Raw genomic sequence first — 24,066 nt, 5'->3', positions numbered from 1 at the left:
TTAGCAAATAATCACATTGTTTAAAATGTTGTTTTCCCTTTTTTAAAATAAGAAAACTGTTTGTCAAAATTAAATTTTGATCGACAAGTTATTGCATTATTGTTCCCCTTTTTCTAGAATTTAAAATCGAATAATATGAATAAAAATATACTTTTTATACTGGTGTTGCTTTTGTTTAATTTTGGATATGGACAGACAAACACTTGGACTGGCGCAACAAGTACAGCATGGCAAAATGGTTTAAACTGGAGTCTTGGAGTTGCTCCATTAGCCTTACATGATGTTGTTATTCCAGCTGTAGTTAATGAGCCTGTAATCTCAACCTCAGGAATAACTTGTGCTACACTTACATTGGGAGCCGGAAGTAATTTAACTATTAATCCAACTGGAGTTTTATCTGTTATTGGTGAGATTAATTTCTCTGCACCAACTGTGGATAATGGTATTACTTCACTTAATGTGGGTGCGGGGACTTTATCTTCGGGAGGAATTGTTATGGCGAGCGGTGCAAATGATACCAGAAAGTGTAAGTTAAATATTGATACTGGAACTGCAAATATTGTGGGAAGTATTACGATGACAGGATCCGTACTTCAAAACGATGTTACTTTCACTGGCGTTGGAACTTTAAATATTGGCGGTACGATGACCGGCGGTTCTTTAATTCCAGATATTGGAACAGTAAATTATAATGGTTTGGTAGCCCAATCAGTTGGTACTTATATATATCATAGCCTTACGTTGTCTGGTGCAGGAATTAAGACTTTTAGTGGTGCAATTGCTGTAAACAATACTTTGTCTATTGGTTTGGGCGTAATTGCTGACTTAGGTGCATTTATTCATACAACATTTCTTTTATCACTTAATGGAGCAAATTCATCTCTGGGAACTTGGGGAGGTACAGGTTCAGGTGCTATAAACATTGATCCTGTTTTTTTTGCGGCGAATAACGGAGTTTTAAATGTGGGATTGCCAACAATTCAGGCGACGAATGTTCTTTTTACAAATACCGCATCAACAAACGCAACTATTGACTGGACAAATGGCAATGGTGCATCCCGTGTTGTGTTTGTACATGCCGGAGTAGGTGCTAATCCTTTACCTCTTAATTATTTTGCTTATACAGCAAATAGTATTTTTGGCTCTGGTACTCAAATTGGTACATCAGGGTGGTATTGTGTATATAAAGGCACTGGGACAACGGTAAATATTACAGGTTTATTACCTTCAACAACTTATCAGATAATGGTCATTGAATTTAATGGTTCAATAGGGAACGAATTACACCTTACTGCTACAAGTACTGAAAATCCTGTGCAAGTAACTACAGATACAGTAAGCACTAGCACAGTAGGACCGGGAGGTGTAATTACAGGACTTCAGCTTTGGTTAGATGCCAGTAATGGTGCCACGGCCGCGGGAGGTAATTTAACAGCGTGGTCTGACTTGGCAGGCATTAATACCTTTGCAGTAAGTGCCACGCCGCCAACTGTAAATAATAATGCTGTTAATTTTCATCCTACCGTTCAATTCAATAATACAAATTCAATTACAACTTATCCTGCTACTCAAAATTTAATTGGTAATACTTCTATTACTTATGTAGATGCTTATGGTGTTTTTAAAGAAAATAGTTCAGCAGGAGGAACTATTATTGGAAGTTCATCATCAGGAACTAACTATGGTATTGCTGTATTTACACAGCAAAGTTCCCGTATGTATGTAGCGTCTGGAAAAAATAGTGTTCATTCCAGTTTTGCAATGACAGAGTATACAAACTTTCATATTTTTAATATGGATACCTCAATAGCTGGTGGCACCGTGGGAAGTTTAGACGGCGTTAATCAAACAATGGCATTTGGAAATGGTGGTAATTTTTCTAGTTTATCTGTTACACCAACTGTGGGGACTACCAATAATAGAGGAAATAGCTCCGGTTGGAATCATTTGCAAGGACAGATAGCAGAAGTTGTGGTATATAATGAATCAACAGCTTTACAAAGATTAAATATCCAGTCTTATTTATCTTTAAAATATGGTATTCATAAAACCGATAATTATTTAGCTGGAAATAATACTGTTATTTGGGATGCAACCGCCAATGCCGCTTATCATAATGATGTATTTGGTATTGGTCAAGATGATTTATCAGGTTTAAATCAGGTTATCTCCAATAGTATGAATACCGGAGGCGGGGACGGTACCGGACAAAGTGGAAAAGGAAATATAGTAATTAGTAATCCTTCTTCATTAGTTAATAATGGTTTTTTAGTTATTGGACACGATACAAGTGCATTGACAGAGACAGTGATTGGTTCTATAAAACGAGTACAAAGAATTTGGAAAGTTCAAAGTACAGGAAACCCAGGAACAGTATCACTAAGTTATGATATAACTGGGCTGACCTATTCTGCACAGAGTGCTGGTAATTATATCCTTTTAGTAGATCCTACAGGTACAGGCAATTTTAATGGGGGATCTGTAGTAAAATATCCGGGAGCAGCAATTACGGGCAATAAAGTTTCTTTTAATACAGTTGCTTTGCCAACTGGAGCAGTGTTTAGTTTTCAGACTGGAGTTGCACCACCGCCAATAGTAACCAATTTTAGCCCGCAGACAGGACCGATTGGTACTACAGTAACGATTACCGGAACTAATTTTGGAGCGACAATAGCAGAAAATATAGTGTTTTTTGGAGCTGCTCAAGCTACAGTTACTGCAGCTAGCGCAACAAGTTTAACAGTTACAGTTCCTGCAGGAGCAACTTATAAGTCTATATCTGTAATTAATACTTCGACTGTTTTAGTTGGATATTCGTTAGTACCATTTATTACAACTTTTACACCTAATAAAGGTAATATTACTATTGATGATTTTGAAGTAAAGGTTGATTTTTCGTTAACAAACAATGTTACTAATGTGGTAATTGGAGATTTTGACAGAGATGGTAAGCCTGATCTTGCAATAACAGATAGTAATGCTAGTTCAATATCAATTCTTCGTAATATCTCTACTAGTGGAAATATTTCTACTGGTTCTTTTGCTGCCAAAGTTGATTTTCCTGTTGGTAATACTCCTGAGGGGATATGCATAGGAGATTTTGATAATGACGGAAAAATTGATTTAGCAGTAACAAATTATAATAGTAATACAGTTTCGATTATAAGAAATACATCATCAGGAATAGGGAACATTGCTTTTGCGGCTTCTGTAAATTTAACAACAGATACAAATCCTAATAGTATTGTAGCACATGATTTTGATGGAGATGGTAAGTCTGATATAATTACAGGAAATTTTAATAGTAATTCAATATCTGTTTTTCGTAATACATCATCGGGCATAGGAAATATAGGCTTTACCGCCAAAACCGATCTTGCTGTGGGTACTGGTCCAAACGGGGTATCGGTAGGAGATTTTGATGGTGATAACAAAATGGATGTTGCCGTGTCTCTTTTTAATGGTCAGTCAGTATCAGTTTTTCGTAATATTTCAACAACTGGTATTATTAGTTTTGATAATTATATCAGCTTTCCCGTTACATCGTCTGCCTACAATGTTGTAGTTGGAGACTTAAATAATGATGGTAAACCTGATATTGCCTGTGCTAATAACACAGTGTCAGTTTTAAATAATACATCATCTGGAATTGGTAACATTAATTTTGGACCTAAAGTCGATTTTTCTACAGTTGATAATATTATAGATCTTGATATTGGAGACTTAGATGGTGATGGGAAATTAGATCTAGTTGCAACTAAAGCTAATGGTGGTTTTGTGTCAGTCCTTCGTAATACAACGGTGGGAACAGGAAGTACTGTTACTTTTGCATCAAAAACTGATTTTGCTGCTAATCCTATTGTTAGGAGAATTAAAATTGGGGATTTAGATGGAGATGGCAAAGATGATATAATAACTGCAAATAGAACTGGAAATAGCATTTCTATTTTACGTAATAACCCACTATTTGCACCCACTACACAAGCAACAAATGTTGTTTTTACAGCCACAACCGGAACAACAACCACAGCCAGCTGGGCAAATGGTAACGGATCTTCGAGAGCCGTGTTTATGTATGCCGGAGCCACAGGAAGTCCTTTACCAGTTGATTTGACAGTTTATACTGCAAATGCAGCTTTTGGTACAGGAACTCAAATAGGAACAAGTGGTTGGTATTGTGTTTATAACGGTACAGGAACAGCAGTTAATATAACGGGTTTAAATCCGGCAACGATTTATCGGGTTATGGTCGTTGAACGAAATGGTTCAGCAGGTGATGAAATGTATCTGTCAACAGTAGGTACGGGTAATCCAGCTGGTGTAATCACTCTTAATAATGTAGCAACATTAAGTAATTTAACAATAAGTCAAGGGACTTTAACTCCTGTTTTTGCAACAGGAACTACAATTTATACCGCCACTGTAGCAAATGCTGTTACGAGTTTAACCGTGACACCAGCGACAACAGATCCCAATGCGGTAGTAAAGGTAGATGGAGTGACAGTAGCAAGCGGAAGTCCTTCAGGAGCAATTGCTTTGGCTGTTGGTCCTAATATTATTACTACAGTAGTTACGGCTCAGGACGGAACAACAATTGGTACATATACAATTACAGTAACCAGAACAGCACCACCAACAATTGTAGCTACCGGAACTGTGGCTGCACTGAGTACTATTTATGGTACGCCATCTGCATCTGCTACTTTTAATGTTTCAGGAACCGATATGTTTGCGGGAATTTTAGTAACTGCACCTTCAGGATTTGAAGTAAGTACTGATAACATTACTTTTACAAATACAGTTACAGTTGGCGCACCAGGAATTATTGTGTCTACACCCGTGTATATCAGATTAAAAGGAACCACTCCGGCAGGAAGTTATTTAGGCGACGTGGTATTAAGCAGTACTGGTGCTACAACGGTTAATTTTGCTATAGTTTCCAGCACAGTCAATAAAGCACCGTTAACAATTACAGCAGCCGATAAAACGAAAGTGTATGGAGATGCCAATCCAACTTTAACCGTAAATTATGCTGGATTTGTAAACGGAGATACATCGACAAACCTGACGACTCTAGCAAGCGCTACAACAACAGCTACAGCAAATAGCGGAATTGGAACATATCCTATTACACCTAGTGGAGCAGTAAGTTCAAATTACACTTTTACATATATAAATGGAAATTTGACGATAACTGCAGCTTCACTAACTTTCACGGCCGATGATAAAACAAGAGTCTACGGAGCAGCTAATCCTACTTTTACAGGAACTTATAACGGTTTTGTGAATGGAGATACAGAAGCAAGCATAACAACGCCTCCAATATATAATACTACAGCCGTAGTAGGAAGTGGTATAGGAGATTATCCAATTACACCTAGCGGAGCTGTAAGTCCTAATTACATTATAAATTATGTGAATGGAAATTTATCCGTTACCAAAGCCACTTTAACAATCACCGCAGTTGATAAAACAAAAGTTTACGGAGACGCAAATCCAACATTAACGGTAACGTATTCCGGTTTTGCCAATGGCGAATCAGAAACGGATTTAGTAACACCGCCAACAATTACAACGACAGCAACAACAGCCAGTGCCGTAGGTTCATACCCAATTGTAGCCAGCGCCGCAGTAGATGATAATTATACTTTCACTTACGTGAATGGAAATCTGGAAATCACCAAAGCAGCTTTAACTATTACAGCAGTTGATAAAACCAAAGTTTACGGAGACGCAAATCCAACATTAACGGTAACGTATTCCGGTTTTGCCAATGGAGAATCAGCAACAGATTTAGTAACTCCGCCAACAATTACAACAACCGCGACCACAGCAAGCGCCGTAGGTTCATACCCAATTGTGGCGAGTGCAGCGGTCGATGATAATTATACTTTCACTTACGTGAATGGAAATCTGGAAATCACCAAAGCCGCTTTAACCATTACAGCAGTTGATAAAACCAAAGTTTACGGAGACGCAAATCCAACATTAACCGTAACGTATTCCGGTTTTGCCAATGGCGAATCAGAAACGGATTTAGTAACACCGCCAACAATTACAACAACTGCAACTACAGCCAGTGCCGTAGGTTTATACCCAATTGTAGCTAGCGCAGCGGTCGATGATAATTATACTTTCACTTACGTGAATGGAAATCTGGAAATTACCAAAGCCGCTTTAACCATTACAGCGGTTGATAAAACCAAAGTTTACGGAGACGCAAATCCAACATTAACCGTAACGTATTCCGGTTTTGCAAATGGCGAATCAGCAACAGATTTAGTAACACAACCAACAATTACCACGACAGCAACGACAGCAAGCGCCGTTGGTTCATATCCAATTGTAGCAAGTGCGGCGGTCGATGATAATTATGCTTTCATTTACGTGAATGGAAATCTGGAAATCACCAAAGCAGCTTTAACCATTACAGCGGTTGATAAAACCAAAGTTTACGGAGACGCAAATCCAACATTAACGGTAACGTATTCCGGTTTTACCAATGGAGAATCAGCAACAGATTTAGTAACGCAGCCAACAATTACAACAACCGCGACCACAGCCAGCGCCGTAGGTTCCTATCCAATTGTAGCTAGCGCAGCGGTCGATGATAATTATACTTTCACTTACGTGAATGGAAATCTGGAAATTACCAAAGCCGCTTTAACCATTACAGCGGTTGATAAAACCAAAGTTTACGGAGACGCAAATCCAACATTAACCGTAACGTATTCCGGTTTTGCCAATGGCGAATCAGCAACAGATTTAGTAACTCAACCAACAATTACAACAACCGCGACCACAGCAAGCGCCGTAGGTTCATATCCAATTGTGGCGAGTGCAGCGGTCGATGATAATTATACTTTCACTTACGTGAATGGAAATCTGGAAATCACCAAAGCAGCTTTAACAATCACTGCAGTTGATAAAACCAAAGTTTACGGAGACGCAAATCCAACATTAACCGTAACGTATTCCGGTTTTGCCAATGGAGAATCAGAAACGGATTTAGTAACGCAGCCAACAATTGCAACAACCGCTACGACAGCAAGCGCCGTTGGTTCGTATCCAATTGTAGCAAGCGCCGCAGCAGATGACAATTATACTTTCACTTACGTGAATGGAAATCTGGACATTACCAAAGCTGCTTTAACAATCACCGCAGTTGATAAAACAAAAGTTTACGGAGACGCAAATCCAACATTAACCGTAACGTATTCCGGTTTCGCCAATGGAGAATCAGCAACAGATTTAGTAACTCCGCCAACAATCACTACAACTGCAATCGCCACAAGTCCTGTTGGAACATATCCAATCACAGCAAGCGGAGCAGCATCCACAAATTATACCTTTACTTATGTTGCAGGAAGTTTAGCAGTAACACCAGTTACGCTTACAATAACTGCTGACAATCAAACCAAAGTTTATGGTGATGCGAATCCAACATTAACAGTGACGTATTCCGGTTTTGCCAATGGCGAATCAGCAACAGATTTATTGACATTGCCAACGATAACTACAACTGCAATCGCCACAAGCCCTGTTGGAACCTATCCAATTACGGCAAGCGGAGCAGCATCTACAAATTATACCTTTAGTTATGTTGCAGGAAGTTTAGCAGTAACACCAGTTACACTGACAATAACTGCGGATAATCAAACCAAAGTTTATGGTGATGCCAATCCTGCTTTAACAGTAACATATTCAGGATTTGTAAATGGAGATAGCGCAACAAGTTTAACAACAGCGCCAACGATAACTACAACTGCAATCGCCACAAGCCCTGTTGGTACCTATCCAATTACGGCAAGCGGAGCAGCATCCACAAATTATACCTTTAGTTATGTTGCAGGAAGTTTAGCAGTAACACCAGTTACACTGACAATAACTGCGGATAATCAAACCAAAGTTTATGGTGATGCCAATCCTGCTTTAACAGTAACATATTCAGGATTTGTAAATGGAGATAGCGCAACAAGTTTAACAACAGCTCCAACGATAACTACAACTGCAATTGCCACAAGTCCTGTTGGTACCTATCCAATTACGGCAAGCGGAGCAGCATCCACAAATTATACCTTTACTTATGTTGCAGGAAGTTTAGCAGTAACACCAGTTACGCTTACAATAACTGCTGACAATCAAACGAAAGTTTATGGTGATGCGAATCCTGCTTTAACAGTGACATATTCGGGTTTTGTAAACGGAGATAGCGCAACAAGTTTAACAACAGCGCCAACTATTACAACAACTGCGACTGTGACAAGTCCTGTTGGAACGTACCCAATTACGGCAAGCGGAGCAGCATCCACAAATTATACCTTTAGTTATGTTGCAGGAAGTTTAGCGGTAACACCAGTTACGCTGACAATAACTGCTAATAATCAAACCAAAGTTTACGGTGATGCCAATCCAACATTAACAGTGACGTATTCGGGTTTTGTAAATGGTGATAGCGCAACAAGTTTAACAACAGCGCCAACGATAACTACAACTGCAATCGCCACAAGCCCTGTTGGTACCTATCCAATTACGGCAAGCGGAGCAGTATCTACAAATTATACCTTTAGTTATGTTGCAGGAAGTTTAGCAGTAACACCAGTTACGCTGACAATAACTGCGGATAATCAAACCAAAGTTTATGGTGACGTGAATCCAACATTAACAGTAACATATTCAGGATTTGTAAATGGAGATAGCGCAACAAGTTTAACAACAGCGCCAACGATAACTACAACTGCAATAGCTACAAGCCCTGTTGGTACCTATCCAATCACAGCAAGCGGAGCAGCATCTACAAATTATACCTTTAGTTATGTTGCAGGAAATCTAGAAGTTACCAAAGCTGTTTTAACGATTACAGCTGATAATAAGACTAAAAGTTTTGGCGATGTAAATCCAACTCTAACGGCAACCTATTCCGGTTTTGCCAATGGTGATACTCAAACGAGCTTAACAACTTTGGCTACAATTACAACAACAGCCATTACAACAAGTCCGGTTGGATTATATCCAATTACAGCAACTGGAGCAGTAAGTGTGAATTATAGTTTTAGTTATGTTTCGGGAGTACTAGAGGTATTGCCACTAACTGATGCTCTTTTGACTAATCTTAGTATAAGTCAGGGCACTTTGACACCAGTTTTTGCTATAACAACTAAGAATTATACCGCTACTGTCGCGAATGCGATAACAAGTTTGACAGTAACACCGGTTACCCAGGATGCAGATGCAACTGTAACCGTAAATGGAGTTCCAGTAATTAGCGGAAATGCTTCGGGAGCTATTGCTTTGGCAGTAGGCACAAACACAATTACTACAATTGTAACAGCTCAAGATGGTATAACAACAGAAACTTATACAGTCGTTGTTACCAGAACAGCACCACCAACTATTGTAACAACAGGAACATTATCTGCACTAACTACAACCTATGGAACAGCATCAACATCCGGTACGTTTAATGTATCTGGAAGCGATATGCTTGCCGGAATCTTAGTTACTGCGCCTTCAGGATTTGAAGTAAGTACAGATAATAGTACTTTTACAAACACTGTTACAGTTGGTACGTTAGGAATTATCGCTTCTACACCAGTGTATATAAGATTAAAGGGAAATATTGCTGCAGGAAGCTACTCTGGAGATATAGTTTTAACCAGTAATAATGCGCTTACCGTAAATGTAGCAACAATTTCCAGTACAGTAAGCCCAGCAACCTTAACGGTTACAGCCGATGATAAAACCAAAGTTTACGGCGATGCAAATCCAACATTAACGGTTAGTTATGCAGGATTTGTAAATGGAGATACAGTCACAAGTTTAACGACAGCTCCAAGTGTTTCAACAACAGCACTTTTAGGAAGCGGAGTAGGATTTTATCCTATAACTGCAACTGGAGCAGTAAATCCAAATTACACTTTCACTTACGTGAATGGAAATCTTTTAATAAATACTGCTAGTCTTACTGTTACTGCAGATAATCAAACTAAAACTTATGGCTCGGCAAATCCAACTTTTACAGTAGCATATTCTGGTTTTGTAAATGGTGATACCGAAACAGTTTTACTAATCCCTGCAACAGTTACAACTACAGCAGATACTTCGAGTCCGGTAGGTGTTTATCCGTTAACAGTAAGCGGAGCGATAGCTGTAAATTATACAATGAGTTTTACAACAGGTTCGACATTAACTATTACCAAAGCCGCTTTAACCATTACAGCTGATGATAAAAATAAAGTTTACGGAGATGCAAACCCGGCTCTAACAGTGACATATTCGGGTTTTGCCAATGGCGAATCAGCAACAGATTTAGTAACTCAGCCAACAATTACAACAACCGCAACCACAGCAAGTGCCGTTGGTTCCTATCCAATTGTAGCAAGTGCTGCAGTCGATGATAATTATGCTTTCACTTACGTGAATGGAAATCTGGAAATTACCAAAGCTGCTTTAACTATCACAGCAGTTGACAAAACCAAAATTTACGGAGATGCAAATCCGGCTCTAACAGTAACATATTCTGGTTTTACTAATGGCGAATCAGAAACAGATTTAGTAACACAGCCAACAATTACAACAACTGCAACCACAGCAAGTGCCGTAGGTTCGTATCCAATTGTAGCAAGTGCTGCAGTCGATGATAATTATGCTTTCACTTACGTGAATGGAAATCTAGCCGTAACAACTTCGACTCTAACCATTACAGCCGATGATCAAAGCAAAACGTATGGTTCTGCAAATCCATCTTTAACAGCAAGTTACACAGGTTTTGTAAACGGAGATACTTCGGCAAGTTTAGACACGCCAGCAACGCTTTCGACAATAGCAGTTACAGGAAGTCCGGTTGGATCATATCCAATTGTGGCAAGCGGAGCTTTAGATTCTAATTACACAATTACTTTCGTGAATGGAAATCTGGCATTAACCACCGCAACTTTAACCATTACTGCAGACGATCAAACGAAAACCTACGGTTCTGCAAATCCAGCTTTAACAGCAAGTTACACAGGTTTTGTAAACGGAGATACCGCGGCAAGTTTAGACACGCCAGCAACGCTTTCGACAATAGCGGTTGCAGGAAGTCCAGTTGGATCATATCCAATTGTAGCAAGCGGAGCTTTAGATTCCAACTATACTATTACTTTCGTGAATGGGAATCTGGCCGTAACAACTGCAACTTTAACCATTACAGCAGATGATAAAACGAAAACCTACGGATCTGCAAATCCAGCTTTAACGGCAAGTTATACCGGATTTGTAAACGGAGATACCGCGGCAAGTTTGGATACGCCAGGAACGCTTTCGACAATAGCCGTAACGGGAAGTCCAGTCGGATCCTATCCAATTGTGGCAAGCGGAGCTTTAGATTCTAATTACACGATCACTTTTGTGAATGGAAATCTAGCCGTAACAAAAGCAACTCTAACCATTACTGCAGACGATCAAACCAAAACGTATGGTTCTGCAAATCCTACTTTAACGGCAAGTTATACCGGATTTGTAAACGGAGATACGGCAGCAAGTTTAGATACTCCAGCAACGCTTTCGACAATAGCAGTTGCAGGAAGTCCGGTTGGATCCTATCCAATTGTGGCAAGTGGAGCATTGGATTCTAATTACACGATCACTTTTGTGAATGGAAATCTGGCCGTAACTACAGCAACTTTAACCATTACGGCAGACGATAAATCGAAAACTTACGGATCTGCAAATCCAGCTTTAACGGCAAGTTATACCGGATTTGTAAACGGGGATACTTCAGCGAGTTTAGACACGCCAGCAACGCTTTCAACAATAGCAGTAACGGGAAGTCCGGTTGGATCGTATCCAATTGTAGCAAGCGGAGCCTTAGATTCTAATTACACGATTACTTTTGTGAAGGGGAATCTAGCCGTAACCACAGCAACTCTAACCATTACAGCAGACGATAAATCGAAAACGTACGGTTCTGCAAATCCAGCTTTAACGGCAAGTTATTCCGGATTTGTAAACGGAGATACTTCGGCAAGTTTAGACACGCCAACAGTACTTTCGACAATTGCGAATACAACAAGTTCAATTGGATCATATCCAATTGTGGCGAGCGGAGCAATTGACTCTAATTATGCAATCACTTTTGTTTCTGGTGTATTAACGGTAACACCTTCTGTTTTAAGTAATGTGAATCTGGCAAGTTTATCTATTAATAGTGGTTTACTTAATCCTGCTTTCTCACCAGATACCTTATTGTACAATGTAAATGTTGGAAATGACATTCATACAGAAACAATAACAGTTTCTTCTGAAGATCCTTTGGCGACGATAAAAATAAACGGAATTACTATTGTTAATGGTGGATCATTAACTCCGGTTTCGTTAGTAACAGGAATAAACAAAATGGTTGTAACAGTGACTTCACCAGACGGATTGGTTACAAAAACTTACATATTAAACATTATAAAAGCGAGTTCAGATATTGCAACATTATCTAACCTTTCTATAAGTAATGGAGTATTAGAACCCGCATTCGAATCGGATGTAAAAGACTATACCGCAGCAGTTAAATATGATGTTGCATCGATTACCGTAATACCAATCGTTACAGATCTTAATGCTCACATAACTGTAAATGGAGTAGCCGTTGCTAATGCTACAGCAAGTACACCAATACCTCTAAATCCTGGAGAGAATATTATTAAAACAGTCGTAACAGCAGAAGACGGAACAACAACAGAAACGTATACAATTACAGTGTACAAAGCTGTTGCACCAGATAAAGTGACGGCAAATAATATTTTATCACCAAATGGAGATGGTAAAAATGACTTCTGGGAAATTAAAGATATCCTCTTATATCCTAACAATAGCGTTACAGTATATGACAGAGCAGGCCGAATAGTGTATTCTAAAAAATCATATAGCAATGATTGGGGAGGATTATTCGACGGATCTCCACTTAACAATGATACTTATTATTATCTAATTGATCTGGGCGATGCTTTACCTAAAATCAAAGGTTTCATTACCATTATAAGAGATTAATTTCTATAGTAAAAAGACTAAATAATATAATTATTACATCATAACCATATAGATATGAGTACAAGTAAAAGAGTAATTATGAGATTATCTATCATCAGACAAATTCTGTTTTTGAGCATAGTTTTATTGGTAACAAATCCGGCAAATGCACAATTGAATAGATTCGAAGCCATGTATTTTCAAAACCAATATTTGGGCAATCCTGCGATGGCGGGACTCAATAAGGGTTTAAATGTAAACATTGGATATCAGGGACAGTGGGATGATGTACCGGGAAAGCCTGTATTAATGTATGCTACAGCCGAATATAATCCGGATAACAGACTTGCTTACGGACTTAATTTTAGTAATGACAAAGCAGGTTTAATATCCAATACGCGAATTTTGGGAACTTTTGCTTACCATTTGCCTCTTGATGATGAAGATCGTAAATTAAATTTCGGATTATCATTTGGAGCAAGATTTCTCTCTCTTGATAATAGTAAAATTAGCGGAAACATAGACGATCCTTCCATTCAGAATTTTAATGAAGGTGGCGCTTTAGACGGTGATTTCGGAGTTTCATATACTACCAAATTATTAACTGTTCAAGCTGCGGTACCTAATCTCAATAATGTATTTTTTGAAAACGATAATGGCGAAAGAAGATATGTAGATAATCAGATATTTTATTCGGCAATAAGTTATAAGGTGTTTCTGTCCAGCAGAATAAACGATTTTAATATCGAACCCCTTTTAGCTTACAGGGCCATTAGAGGATTTAAGGATATAGTAGATATAGGAGGGAGATTCAATATGCCGGAATACAATATAAACATATCGGCAATGTATCACACTAACGAAGCTATTTCGGGAGCTTTTGGGCTTCAATTAAATAATCTCGGAATCTTTCTGGCTTATTCCAGTTATATTGGCAACAACGGCGCTTTTGCCAATGATACTTTTGAATTAGGATTGCGTTACAACTTTTTAGATTAAGTTTTGCGCAAACTTTAGAGGTGAATATTCTGGATAGGAAAAATAAAATTTCATTGGTAACAGTTTAATTTTATTTTCCTGTTCAGGTATTAAAAAAGCCGATGATTTTTTATTACTCTTCACAACAAAATAGTTGCAAATTCCTTCTAAAATCAATTTGACGTTTTCGGGATTTATTGGCAGTATAAATTGCTTTATCAAAACGAAAATAGCTTCAAATTTGGTTTAATGTTTTTATTTTGGTTGCAAATTACTTTTATCGCAATCATTGATCGAAAATTTTCTTCTCGCAAATGGTATTTCTTTAAGGAATAATCGCAAATAAAACTATTTAGTATTCTAATATTTTATTGTAATGTATTTATAATTAGTTGGTTATGTGTTTTATTGAGTTTGGTTTTACTTCATCAATCACAATTACTTTTAACTTTAATTTGATGCTAAATTGACATTCAATCTTCTTTTCTAAAATGCTTTTTTGTACTAAAAAACCTAAATTTTAACCTATAATTGTTGATAACTGTTTTTGAAAAGAGAGCGTTTTATGATGCTTTTCATGTTGATAACTTTATTTAGAAACGGTATAAATAGCTATGAGTTTGGGTTTTAGGAAGTATTGTGCATGTTGATAAAAGTAAATTCCACTTCCTTTTTAAGAGACAAAAAACTGTTGATAATTGCTTCGTTTTTTAACATCAAATCGAGGTCGAAAGAAGAACAGTGGCTTAATTTTGTAAATAGAAAAACAGAGTTACTTTCCCCAAATAGCTGTTTTTTTCTCAGTCAAGTCACCATTTAATACTTATATATATGTCTATTTTCGATAAAAGAATCAACTATAAACCTTTTGAGTATCCAGAGGTATTACAATTTACAGAAGCAATAAATAAAGCATATTGGGTTCATACAGAAGTCGATTTTACTGCTGATACACAAGATTTTCATTCTCATTTGAATGAAGCCGAAAAAACGGCAATCAAAAACAGTTTATTGGCAATTGCTCAAATTGAAGTTGCCGTAAAAAGTTTCTGGGGTAATATATACGAGCATTTTCCAAAACCGGAATTTAACGGATTAGGAAGCACATTTGCCGAGTGCGAATTCAGACATTCTGAAGCTTATTCTCGTCTTTTGGAAGTTTTGGGATATAATGACGAATTCGAGAAATTGATGGAGATTGCCGTGATTCGTAAAAGAGTAGATTACCTTTCGGATGTTCTTAAAGATACCAAATCACAAGACAATAAAAAGTATGTAGTATCCTTGATTTTATTTAGTATTCTGATCGAAAATGTATCACTTTTCAGTCAGTTTGCGATTTTATTATCCTTTACAAGATTCAAAGGATACATGAAAAACGTGAGCAATATCATTGCATGGACTTCTATCGACGAACAAATTCATGCCAATGGAGGAATCTTTATTGTAAACAAAATACGAGAAGAATTTCCAAATTATTTTGATGAGGAAACCCTAACATTAATTAGAGAAACAGTTAAGAATTCGATAGCGGTAGAAGCAGATATATTAGATTGGATTTTTGAAGATGGTGAAATCGAAACAATCAAAAAAGCTGATCTGGTAAATTTCATGAAGTTTAGAGTAGACGAAAGTCTTACACAAATAAGTATTCCAACGATATTTAATATTCCGGTTGAAGATTATAAACCAATGGCGTGGTTTGAAGAAGAAGTTTTTGCTAATAGTTTAGATGATTTCTTTGCAAAAAGACCGGTAGAATATACCAAACATGATAAAAGTATTACAGCAAACGACCTTTTTTAATTAGCCAAATAATATGAATACGATAATAGATACAATTTCAGGAAAAAGCGCTCCGTTAAGCGACGCAGACAATAAAATGTGGTGGAAAAATTCTGAAAGTGAACAAATATTAAACCGCGGATATCTTTTAAAAGGAGAAACTGTAGAAGGCGCAATTGATAGAATTTGTACCGCTGCTGCGAAAAGACTTTACAAACCAGAATTAAAAGATTCTTTTGTAGAAATGATCGAACGCGGCTGGATGAGTATTAGTTCTCCGGTTTGGGCAAATATGGGAACAGAACGCGGTTTGCCAATTTCTTGTTTTAATGTTCACGTTCCGGACGAAATCGAAGGAATTACACATAAACTTGGTGAAGTAATCATGCAAACCAAAATTGGTGGAGGAACATCAGGATATTTTGGAGAATTACGCGAAAGAGGAAGTGCCGTAACAGATAACGGAAAGAGTAGTGGAGCAGTAAGTTTCATGAAACTTTTTGACACAACAATGGACACTATTTCTCAAGGTGGCGTTCGTAGAGGTGCATTTGCAGCATATTTAGATGTAGATCACCCGGATATTGAAGAATTTTTGAAGATTAAAAGCATCGGAAATCCAATTCAGAATTTGTTTACCGGAATCTGTGTACCTGATTATTGGATGCAGGAAATGATTGATGGCGATAGCGATAAAAGACAAATTTGGGCAAAAGTTCTTGAAAGCCGTCAGCAAAAAGGATTACCATATATCTTTTTTAGTGACAACGTAAACAAGAATAAACCACAAGTATATAAAGATAAAAATCTACGTATAAATGCTAGTAATTTATGCAGCGAAATCATGCTTCCGTCAGATATTGACGAATCATTTATTTGCTGTCTTTCGTCAATGAATCTGGAGCTTTACGAAGAATGGAAAGATACCGAAGCTGTAAAACTTGCTATCTTTTTCCTTGATGCCGTATTACAGGAATTTATCGAGAAAACAGAAGGTAACTATTATCTTTCTGCAGCAAATCGTTTTGCAAAAAGACACCGTGCGCTTGGATTAGGAGTTTTAGGATGGCACTCGTATTTGCAAAAAAATATGATTCCGTTTGAAGGTTTAGAAGCCAAAATGAAAACAACAGAAATCTTCCAACATATAAGTGATAAAGCAGATAAAGCGACTCAGGATTTAGCCAGAATCTACGGAGAACCTGAATTATTAAAAGGATACGGACGACGCAATACAACCACAATGGCAATTGCGCCAACAACGTCTTCATCGGCAATTTTAGGACAAACTTCGCCTGGAATCGAGCCTTTTAGCAGTAATTACTATAAAGCGGGATTGAGCAAAGGTAATTTCATGCGTAAGAATAAATATTTGAAAATATTATTAGAGAAAAAAGGCCTTGATAACGAAGAAGTGTGGAGAGAAATCATGCTTAATGGCGGAAGTGTTCAGCATATGAGTCAACTTTCTCAAAACGAAAAAGATGTCTTTAAAACCTTTAAAGAAATTAGTCAGTTAGAGATTATACAACAAGCTTCTATCCGTCAGAAATTTGTAGATCAGGGACAAAGTTTAAACCTAAATATTCCTGCCGAATTACCAATTAAAGAAGTAAATCGTTTAATGATCGAAGCGTGGCAATTAGGAGTTAAAAGTCTTTATTACCAACGCAGTCAAAGTGTATCAAAAGAACTTGTTACAAGTCTAGTTACTTGTAGTAGTTGTGAATCATAGAATCAAAAGTTTATCGTTGCGAAATCTTTGTCAAAGTTTAAAACTTTGACAAAGATAAAACACAAGAAACTCGACAAAGTAACCTCAATATTTGTCATTGCGAGGAACGAAGCAACCACACTAACAAAAATCACGAATCGAATTCAGCAAATGAGATTGCTTCGTTCCTCGCAAAGACAAGATTGGGTTTCAATTGTGGACCAATGATGGATTTTAATCCGTTGAAACGCAACGTAACCCCAATATTTGTCATTACAAGGAACAAGAAATGACAATATTAAGCTAATAAAATCCGTTTTAATCTGCGTTTTCGCAAAGCGAATCCGCGTCATCCGCGTTCTATATTGTCGCCAATCTTTGTCAAGATTCGCGTGTGATTTCTCCTCTGAAGCCTCGGGATCGAAATGACAAGATTGTGGAGAAAATTCATCTCTACAATATATTTTCAATTCTTAGATTTTAATCGGCTTAAAGTTTCTTGCGAGATATTAATATAAGAAGCAACAACTTTATTAGGCAATCGTTTTACAATCGCCGGATTTATTTTTAGCAATTGATTGTATCGTTCTAAAGCATCCATTGTGGTAAATGACATTAATCGGTTAGTATTATTAACGTATGCTTTTTCTAAATAAGAACAATAAAATTCTCTCCATTGCGGAATAATACTCATCAAATGATTAAAATCATCATGACTGATATACAAAAGTTCTGATTTTTCTATAACCTGAATATATTCTGCAGAAGGTAATTTTGTTATAAAACTCACCAATGCCGTAGCAAGCTGATTTTCGAAAGCGATATAACGAGTTACATCTTTTCCGTCTTCATTTATAAAATAGATTCTCAAACAGCCTTTTCCAACAAAGTAAGTATTCTGACTCGTCTGACCGTGCGCAAGCAAAAGATCGTTTTTACTTTGTTTCAAAGGTTTGAAGTAAGAAAGAATAGTATTTAAATCGGCATCTGAAATCTGAACTCTCTTTTTTATAAAGTTACCAAGTTGCTCGTATATCATCGTTTATTTATAATCTCTAACAAATTTGCGGTAATAGATAATATCTTCTATAGATAAAACTACCAATTCATTTTCTTCTGCAAAGCTAATGATTCTGCCGAGTTTAGCCATGCTGCCATCAGGATTCATTAATTCGCAAAGAACAGCTTCAGGCTTTAAATTTGCTAATTTCATTAAATCAATACTTCCTTCCGTATGTCCGTTTCTTTCCAGAACACCGTTTTCTTTAGCACGCAAAGGAAAAATATGTCCTGGTCTCGATAAATCTTCAGGTAATGCATTTGTCGCACAAGCAGTTTTGATAGTTGTAATTCGATCCGCAGCCGAAACGCCGGTTGTAACGCCTTCTTTGGCTTCAATTGTAATTGTAAACGGAGTTTGAAAATGACTCGTATTTTCTTTAACCATATAAGGTAAATTCAACTCATCTGCTTTTTTATTTGTGAGACAAAGACAAACAATACCGCTGCATTCTCTGATCATCATTGCCATATCTGGAACATTTATATATTGTGCTGCAAAAATTAAATCGCCTTCATTTTCTCTGTTTTCATCATCTGTTAATAGTATTCCTTTTCCGTTTTGAAGATGTTTTAATGCGTTTTCTACACGTTCCTGACTTGTTATTCCAAATTTTGTCAACGGACTTATTTCTGTACTTATCATTTTTAATTCAAGTATATTAAGATTTTTGAACAGCAAATCTAAAAGTGTTTTAGATAGAAAAGTTTGACATAGGTCAATAAAATGGATCAATAGAAAAACCTGTGGAGAAACATAAAATAGTTTGTATTTAATAACCATTTTAAACGCAAAGTTCGCTAAGATTTAATTTTACTTTACGCAAATAGAAAACACAAAGTTCGCAAAGCTTTGTGCTGATCTAGCTTTGCGAACTTTGTGTTTTTTATAAAATCCGATATGCATAAAAAAATTTGTGAACTTTGCGGTTAAACACATCCTTAATTTTTATAACTCCACGGGTTTTTGTATTGTACCAATAAAGCGGCATTTCGAGAATAAAGAGTTAAAAAACAAAAAAGCCCAATTCAGATGAATTGAGCTTTAAATAAATATCTTGAGTTAGCTTTAAAATTTCCGCTTAAGCGGAAGAAATAAAACTAAAAAAATACGCATTATTAATGAGAAACAGCTTTAAGACCAATGATTGAACCAACTAATGCCGCAAGAAAAAACAATCTCCAAAAATCTACAGGTTCCTTAAAAACAAAGATTCCCATCAATACCGTTCCTACCGCGCCAATTCCTGTCCAGACCGCATAAGCAGTTCCAATAGGCAAAGTTTCAGTTGCTTTAATAAGCAGTAACATACTTACGGTTAGTGATATAAAGAATCCTGTGTACCATAAATAAGCGTCTGTACCAACAGCTTCTTTTGCTTTTCCAAGACAAGTTGCAAAGGAGACTTCAAAAAGTCCCGCAATAATTAGAATAATCCAGTTCATATTGTTAAAATTTTATGCTGCAAAGTTCCCTTTCCTGAAGCAAATAAAATTTAACAAATGATAAAAAATGAAATTATTTAATCTCGGCTCTAATTCTGCTTAAACTAACTTGTGTAATTCCAAGGTAAGAAGCGATATGTCCCAATTGAATTCTTCTAATTAATTCAGGATGATTGGTTAACAATTCCAAATAACGATCTGTGGCGTTTTTAAATTGACGCGAAATCAATCGTTCTTCCGTTTTTACAAGTTCTATTTCGGCAAATTTCCTGCCCCAGTTTGCAATATGAATATCAGAATCAAATAGTTTCTGAAGGTCTTCTTTCTTTAATTCATAAAGTTCACAATCTTCCAGAAGCTCAATATCTTCATATCCTTTTTCGTCTTGCGTGTAGCTTTTCATCGAAATTACGGTTTGACCTTCCTTTCCAAACCAAAAAGTAACTTCATTATCATTCTGATTTACATAAGCCCGAACGATTCCTTTTTTTATAAAATAGATATTCGACTCCACTTTTCCTGCATTTAAAAGAATATGTCCTTTTGGATATTTTATCTGAGTGATATTTCGTTTTAAAGCATTTTTTGATTCTTCCGGTAATTTAAATATTTCGTCTAGAATTGTGTCGATTTCCATTTTGTGATTGTTTTGTCCGGAGATTAAGTCAAAAGCTTCGTAAGCTTTATTAAAGAGTGATAAAGTTATAAAATTTACCGTATTCATCGATAAAAGAATATTGACCGTGTAATAATTAAAATAATCTGTTGCGGGTAATATTTAAACACATAGAAACATAGCTTAACAAATTGAATAAGGCGTTTCACTCCGAATAAAACGCATAGCTATGTGTGTTAAAGCTAAGTGAAACGCCTTTTTTAAGCATAAAAAATCTATGTTTCTATGTGTTTAAATTTTTTATGACGCGAATTAAGCGAAATGACAAAGTAATTGCGTGAGAAGAGTTTAATTTTAGTGTTATATCGTCAATGTTTTTCAAATGATAACGAAATACAACTTTTTCGGCTTTTTAAAAAATATGTAAATCCTTGTATTTAAAAGGGTTGATGTCTTAGGCACAATTCTAGCCTATTAGTAGGCATTTAATAACTTTTAAATATAAAATCATGAAATCAATTTCTAACCAAAATGTATGGTCAAAAGCTTCAAAAGGAATCTTTGGCCTGTTACTAATCAGTTTTTTATCATTTGCATCATGCAATAAAAAAGAAGAACCTATAAAAACCGTTTCCGAAGAATCAACTGCAACAGCAGATTCAGCAGTTGCGAAACCAGCAGATCCGCCGGCAAATTTTAAACACGAAACCGCATTGGTAAACGGCGTAAAAATTCATTATGTAATTGGAGGAAAAGGCGATCCATTAGTATTAGTTCATGGTTTTGGTCAAAACTGGTACATGTGGAATCGCCTGCTTCCGGAACTTTCTAAACATTTTACTGTTATTGCACCGGATTTAAGAGGAGTAGGAGAGTCAGACAAACCGGAAGGTGGCTACGACAAAAAAACAATGGCAACCGATATTCACGAATTGGTTAAAAAATTAGGCTACACAAATATTAATCTTGCAGGTCACGATATTGGGTTAATGGTCGCTTATGCGTATGCAGCACAATATGGAAGTGAAGTAAAAAAACTAGCTTTAATGGATGCTTTACTTCCGGGAATTGAGCCAGTTTGGTCACAAGTTTCGGCTTCTGCATGGTGGTTTGGATTTTTTGCATGGCCAGCTTCAGGAGATATTGTTAAAGGAAAAGAAAAAGAGTTTTTGACGAATTTCTGGCCAATGGTTGGACACGTAAAAGATCCTTTTACTGCTGAAGAAACTGCAGAATTTGTGAGAGCATACGCCGTAAAAGATGCAGCAAAATCAAGTTTTAAATGGTTTGGAAACTTTCCGCAAGACGGAAAAGACAACTTGATCTTTATGAAAACAAAACTTAAAATGCCTTTGCTAGCAATGGGTGGAGAATATTTTGCAGCAGCATTCTTAAAAGATCATTCAAAATTAGTTGCAGAGAATGTAACCGAGTCAAAAATCGCAGGTTCAGGACATTGGTTAGTTCAGGAAAACACAGCTCAGGTTCAAAAAGATTTACTGGCTTTTTTCCTTGCAAAATAACTTTATCCGAATAAAATAAACATCATGAAAACTAAAAACATTCTCTCAGGATTTGCATTTGTTATCTTGTTTTTCCTTTGTAATACTATCGCTTATGCGCAGTTTCCAATGCCGGATCATGTCCCGATTTGGGATGCGAATAAAGTGACTTTGAAATTACATAAAATCGCAGAAAACGTTTATTCAGTAGCGCCTGAAACCGCCGAAGCAGAAACCTCAAAAGGTATTGCACAAGCGACTTCGGCAGGATTTATTGTTGGAGATAAAGGCGTTTTGCTTATCGAAACCATGTTAAGCAAAAGACTATACGACCAACTTTATAAATTAATCAGAAGCGTGAGTGATAAACCAATTGTATACGCCATAAATACGAGTGATCACGGCGATCATTGCTTTGGAAATTATTTACTTCCAAAAGAAACTATTGTCATTCAAAACGAATTCTGCAAAGACAATCTTTCTAAAAATTACGACAATATTAAGCAGTTTATGATTATGCTTTTTGGTAAAGGAAGAGGAATCGAAGAGAGTGTTTATCGTCCCGCCGATATTACAATTCCAATCAATGAAACGATGAAAATTGATATGGGAAAAGGAAATATTGTTGAGGTTATAAACGTAGGAACGGCGCAATCTCCGGCAGATTTATTTGTGTATTTAAAATCGGCTTCGGGAAATGTATTGTGGGCAGGAAATCCTTTTATCGCCGAAAGTCCAACTATTCCGTGGTTGTTTGACGGCTATTTTTTAGAACCCGTAAACAATCTGAACAAAATTTATAATATGATTGGCGATAAAGATATTGTTGTTCCAGGTCACGGTCGTGTTACGAATAAAGCCGGAATAAAATATACAATTGATTATGTCGAGGCATTAAAGACAAATGTCGAAAATTCGGTTAAACAAGGTCTCACTTTAGAGCAGACAAAAGCTGCCGTAACAATGAAGGAATTTGATAAAGGATATGAACTTTTTAATTGGCTTCATTTTAATTTCAATGTTCCAAATGCTTATAAAGACATTAAAGAAAATGGGAAAAAATAAGTTTCCGTTTTGTAAATGAGGAATAATAAACATAATAAAGAGATTATGAAAAATCAAGATAAAACGTGGTTTATAACCGGAACATCTCAAGGAATTGGACTCATTTTAGTCAAACAATTATTGGCACAAGGATATAACGTAGCCGCAACAGCAAGAAATGCAGAATCGCTTAAAAAAGCAGTTGGAATTTCATCGGAGAACTTTCTTCCGCTTGAAGTAAATTTGGTTGACGAATCAAGCGTAAAACAGGCTGTAAAAAATACTTTGGCAAAATTTGAATCCATTGAATATTTGGTAAATAATGCCGGATATGGATTAATAGGAGGAATCGAAGAAAGCTCTGATGCAGAAGTTCGTGCCAATTTTGATGTCAATGTATTTGGATTGCTAAACGTTACAAGAGCAATTTTGCCACATATGAGAGCTGCAAAATTTGGACATATTATAAATCTTTCTTCCGTATTTGGATTACTTGCCGGCGCCGGTTGGGGAGTATATTGCAGTACAAAATTTGCGGTTGAAGCTATTTCAGAAGCACTTGTGCAAGAGGTTAAACCTTTCGGAATCAAGGTAACGCTTATTGAACCGGGTTATGTGCGTACCAATTTTCTAAACAGTAGTTCGTTGATCACATCTTCGGAACCAATTGAGGCTTACACAGGAATTCGTGATGCAGTGCGCTCCCATCAGGAAGATCTTCCGGGAAAACAATTAGGCGATCCTGAAAAAGTAGCGGCATTAATTATTGAAGTTACAAAATGGCCGCAACCGCCACTTCACTTATTAACAGGATCAGATGCGTATCAATTTGCAAATTATAAAATTGATTCTTTAAAAAATGAAATCGAAGCGAATAAAGAGTTTACTTTTTCGACAGATTTTGAAGTTTAAATTCTAAAAAT

At 36.7% G+C, this 24,066-nt stretch carries 11 protein-coding genes; 7 read left to right on the top strand and 4 right to left on the bottom strand.

Features of this window, described 5'->3' with window-relative positions; translation table 11 throughout:
- The first annotated feature begins 135 nt into the window (after positions 1–135).
- The 4 genes from CLU81_RS01200 (at position 136) to CLU81_RS01180 (ending at position 17,497) form a co-directional block, all read left to right on the top strand.
- The gene (locus CLU81_RS01200; RefSeq protein ID WP_099708154.1) at positions 136–13,020 is read left to right on the top strand and encodes an MBG domain-containing protein; all 12,885 of its coding nucleotides are present in this window, start codon (positions 136–138) and stop codon (positions 13,018–13,020) included.
- A gap of 54 nt (positions 13,021–13,074) precedes the next feature.
- A complete protein-coding gene (locus CLU81_RS01195; protein WP_099708153.1) occupies positions 13,075–13,998 on the top strand; it encodes a PorP/SprF family type IX secretion system membrane protein in 924 nt (307 codons plus the stop codon).
- A gap of 810 nt (positions 13,999–14,808) precedes the next feature.
- A complete protein-coding gene (locus CLU81_RS01185) occupies positions 14,809–15,783 on the top strand; it encodes a ribonucleotide-diphosphate reductase subunit beta (protein WP_099708151.1) in 975 nt (324 codons plus the stop codon).
- A gap of 13 nt (positions 15,784–15,796) precedes the next feature.
- The gene (locus tag CLU81_RS01180) at positions 15,797–17,497 is read left to right on the top strand and encodes a ribonucleoside-diphosphate reductase subunit alpha (RefSeq protein ID WP_099708150.1); all 1,701 of its coding nucleotides are present in this window, start codon (positions 15,797–15,799) and stop codon (positions 17,495–17,497) included.
- Between the two features lie 445 nt (positions 17,498–17,942).
- Here CLU81_RS01180 and CLU81_RS01175 read toward each other — a convergent pair whose 3' ends face one another.
- The 4 genes from CLU81_RS01175 to CLU81_RS01160 form a co-directional block, all read right to left on the bottom strand.
- Entirely contained in the window at positions 17,943–18,515 is a 573-nt protein-coding gene (locus CLU81_RS01175; RefSeq protein WP_199174540.1) for a Crp/Fnr family transcriptional regulator, read from the bottom strand.
- A gap of 3 nt (positions 18,516–18,518) precedes the next feature.
- Entirely contained in the window at positions 18,519–19,181 is a 663-nt protein-coding gene (gene ribB, locus CLU81_RS01170) for a 3,4-dihydroxy-2-butanone-4-phosphate synthase (RefSeq protein ID WP_099712633.1), read from the bottom strand.
- Positions 19,182–19,654: 473 nt separating this feature from the next.
- Positions 19,655–19,981 carry a multidrug efflux SMR transporter gene (locus tag CLU81_RS01165; RefSeq protein ID WP_099708149.1) on the bottom strand — a complete coding sequence of 109 codons (327 nt, stop codon included), beginning with the start codon at positions 19,979–19,981 and terminating at the stop codon, positions 19,655–19,657.
- 73 nt (positions 19,982–20,054) lie between these two features.
- On the bottom strand, positions 20,055–20,618 hold the full coding sequence (locus CLU81_RS01160; protein ID WP_099712632.1) for a Crp/Fnr family transcriptional regulator: 564 nt from the start codon (positions 20,616–20,618) through the stop codon (positions 20,055–20,057).
- 488 nt (positions 20,619–21,106) lie between these two features.
- Between CLU81_RS01160 and CLU81_RS01155 the strand changes: the two genes are divergently transcribed.
- Genes CLU81_RS01155 through CLU81_RS01145 form a run of 3 tightly spaced genes read left to right on the top strand, consistent with a single transcriptional unit; the run spans position 21,107 to position 24,055 of the window.
- The gene (locus CLU81_RS01155) at positions 21,107–22,120 is read left to right on the top strand and encodes an alpha/beta fold hydrolase (protein WP_099708148.1); all 1,014 of its coding nucleotides are present in this window, start codon (positions 21,107–21,109) and stop codon (positions 22,118–22,120) included.
- 24 nt (positions 22,121–22,144) lie between these two features.
- Positions 22,145–23,164, top strand: a complete 1,020-nt coding sequence (locus CLU81_RS01150; RefSeq protein ID WP_099708147.1) for an MBL fold metallo-hydrolase — start codon at positions 22,145–22,147, stop codon at positions 23,162–23,164.
- Between the two features lie 45 nt (positions 23,165–23,209).
- The gene (locus CLU81_RS01145) at positions 23,210–24,055 is read left to right on the top strand and encodes an oxidoreductase (RefSeq protein WP_099708146.1); all 846 of its coding nucleotides are present in this window, start codon (positions 23,210–23,212) and stop codon (positions 24,053–24,055) included.
- Positions 24,056–24,066: the final 11 nt, after the last annotated feature.

The organism is Flavobacterium sp. 9, assembly GCF_002754195.1.
Lineage (GTDB): Bacteria > Bacteroidota > Bacteroidia > Flavobacteriales > Flavobacteriaceae > Flavobacterium.
This window is presented reverse-complemented; position numbering and strand designations above follow the sequence as displayed.

Coding starts and splice junctions, on each gene's coding strand:
- CLU81_RS01200 (WP_099708154.1), top strand. CDS start 136: ATGAATAAAAATATACTTTTTATACTGGTGTTGCTTTTGTTTAATTTT.
- CLU81_RS01195 (WP_099708153.1), top strand. CDS start 13,075: ATGAGTACAAGTAAAAGAGTAATTATGAGATTATCTATCATCAGACAA.
- CLU81_RS01185 (WP_099708151.1), top strand. CDS start 14,809: ATGTCTATTTTCGATAAAAGAATCAACTATAAACCTTTTGAGTATCCA.
- CLU81_RS01180 (WP_099708150.1), top strand. CDS start 15,797: ATGAATACGATAATAGATACAATTTCAGGAAAAAGCGCTCCGTTAAGC.
- CLU81_RS01175 (WP_199174540.1), bottom strand. CDS start 18,515: ATGATATACGAGCAACTTGGTAACTTTATAAAAAAGAGAGTTCAGATT.
- ribB (WP_099712633.1), bottom strand. CDS start 19,181: ATGATAAGTACAGAAATAAGTCCGTTGACAAAATTTGGAATAACAAGT.
- CLU81_RS01165 (WP_099708149.1), bottom strand. CDS start 19,981: ATGAACTGGATTATTCTAATTATTGCGGGACTTTTTGAAGTCTCCTTT.
- CLU81_RS01160 (WP_099712632.1), bottom strand. CDS start 20,618: ATGGAAATCGACACAATTCTAGACGAAATATTTAAATTACCGGAAGAA.
- CLU81_RS01155 (WP_099708148.1), top strand. CDS start 21,107: ATGAAATCAATTTCTAACCAAAATGTATGGTCAAAAGCTTCAAAAGGA.
- CLU81_RS01150 (WP_099708147.1), top strand. CDS start 22,145: ATGAAAACTAAAAACATTCTCTCAGGATTTGCATTTGTTATCTTGTTT.
- CLU81_RS01145 (WP_099708146.1), top strand. CDS start 23,210: ATGAAAAATCAAGATAAAACGTGGTTTATAACCGGAACATCTCAAGGA.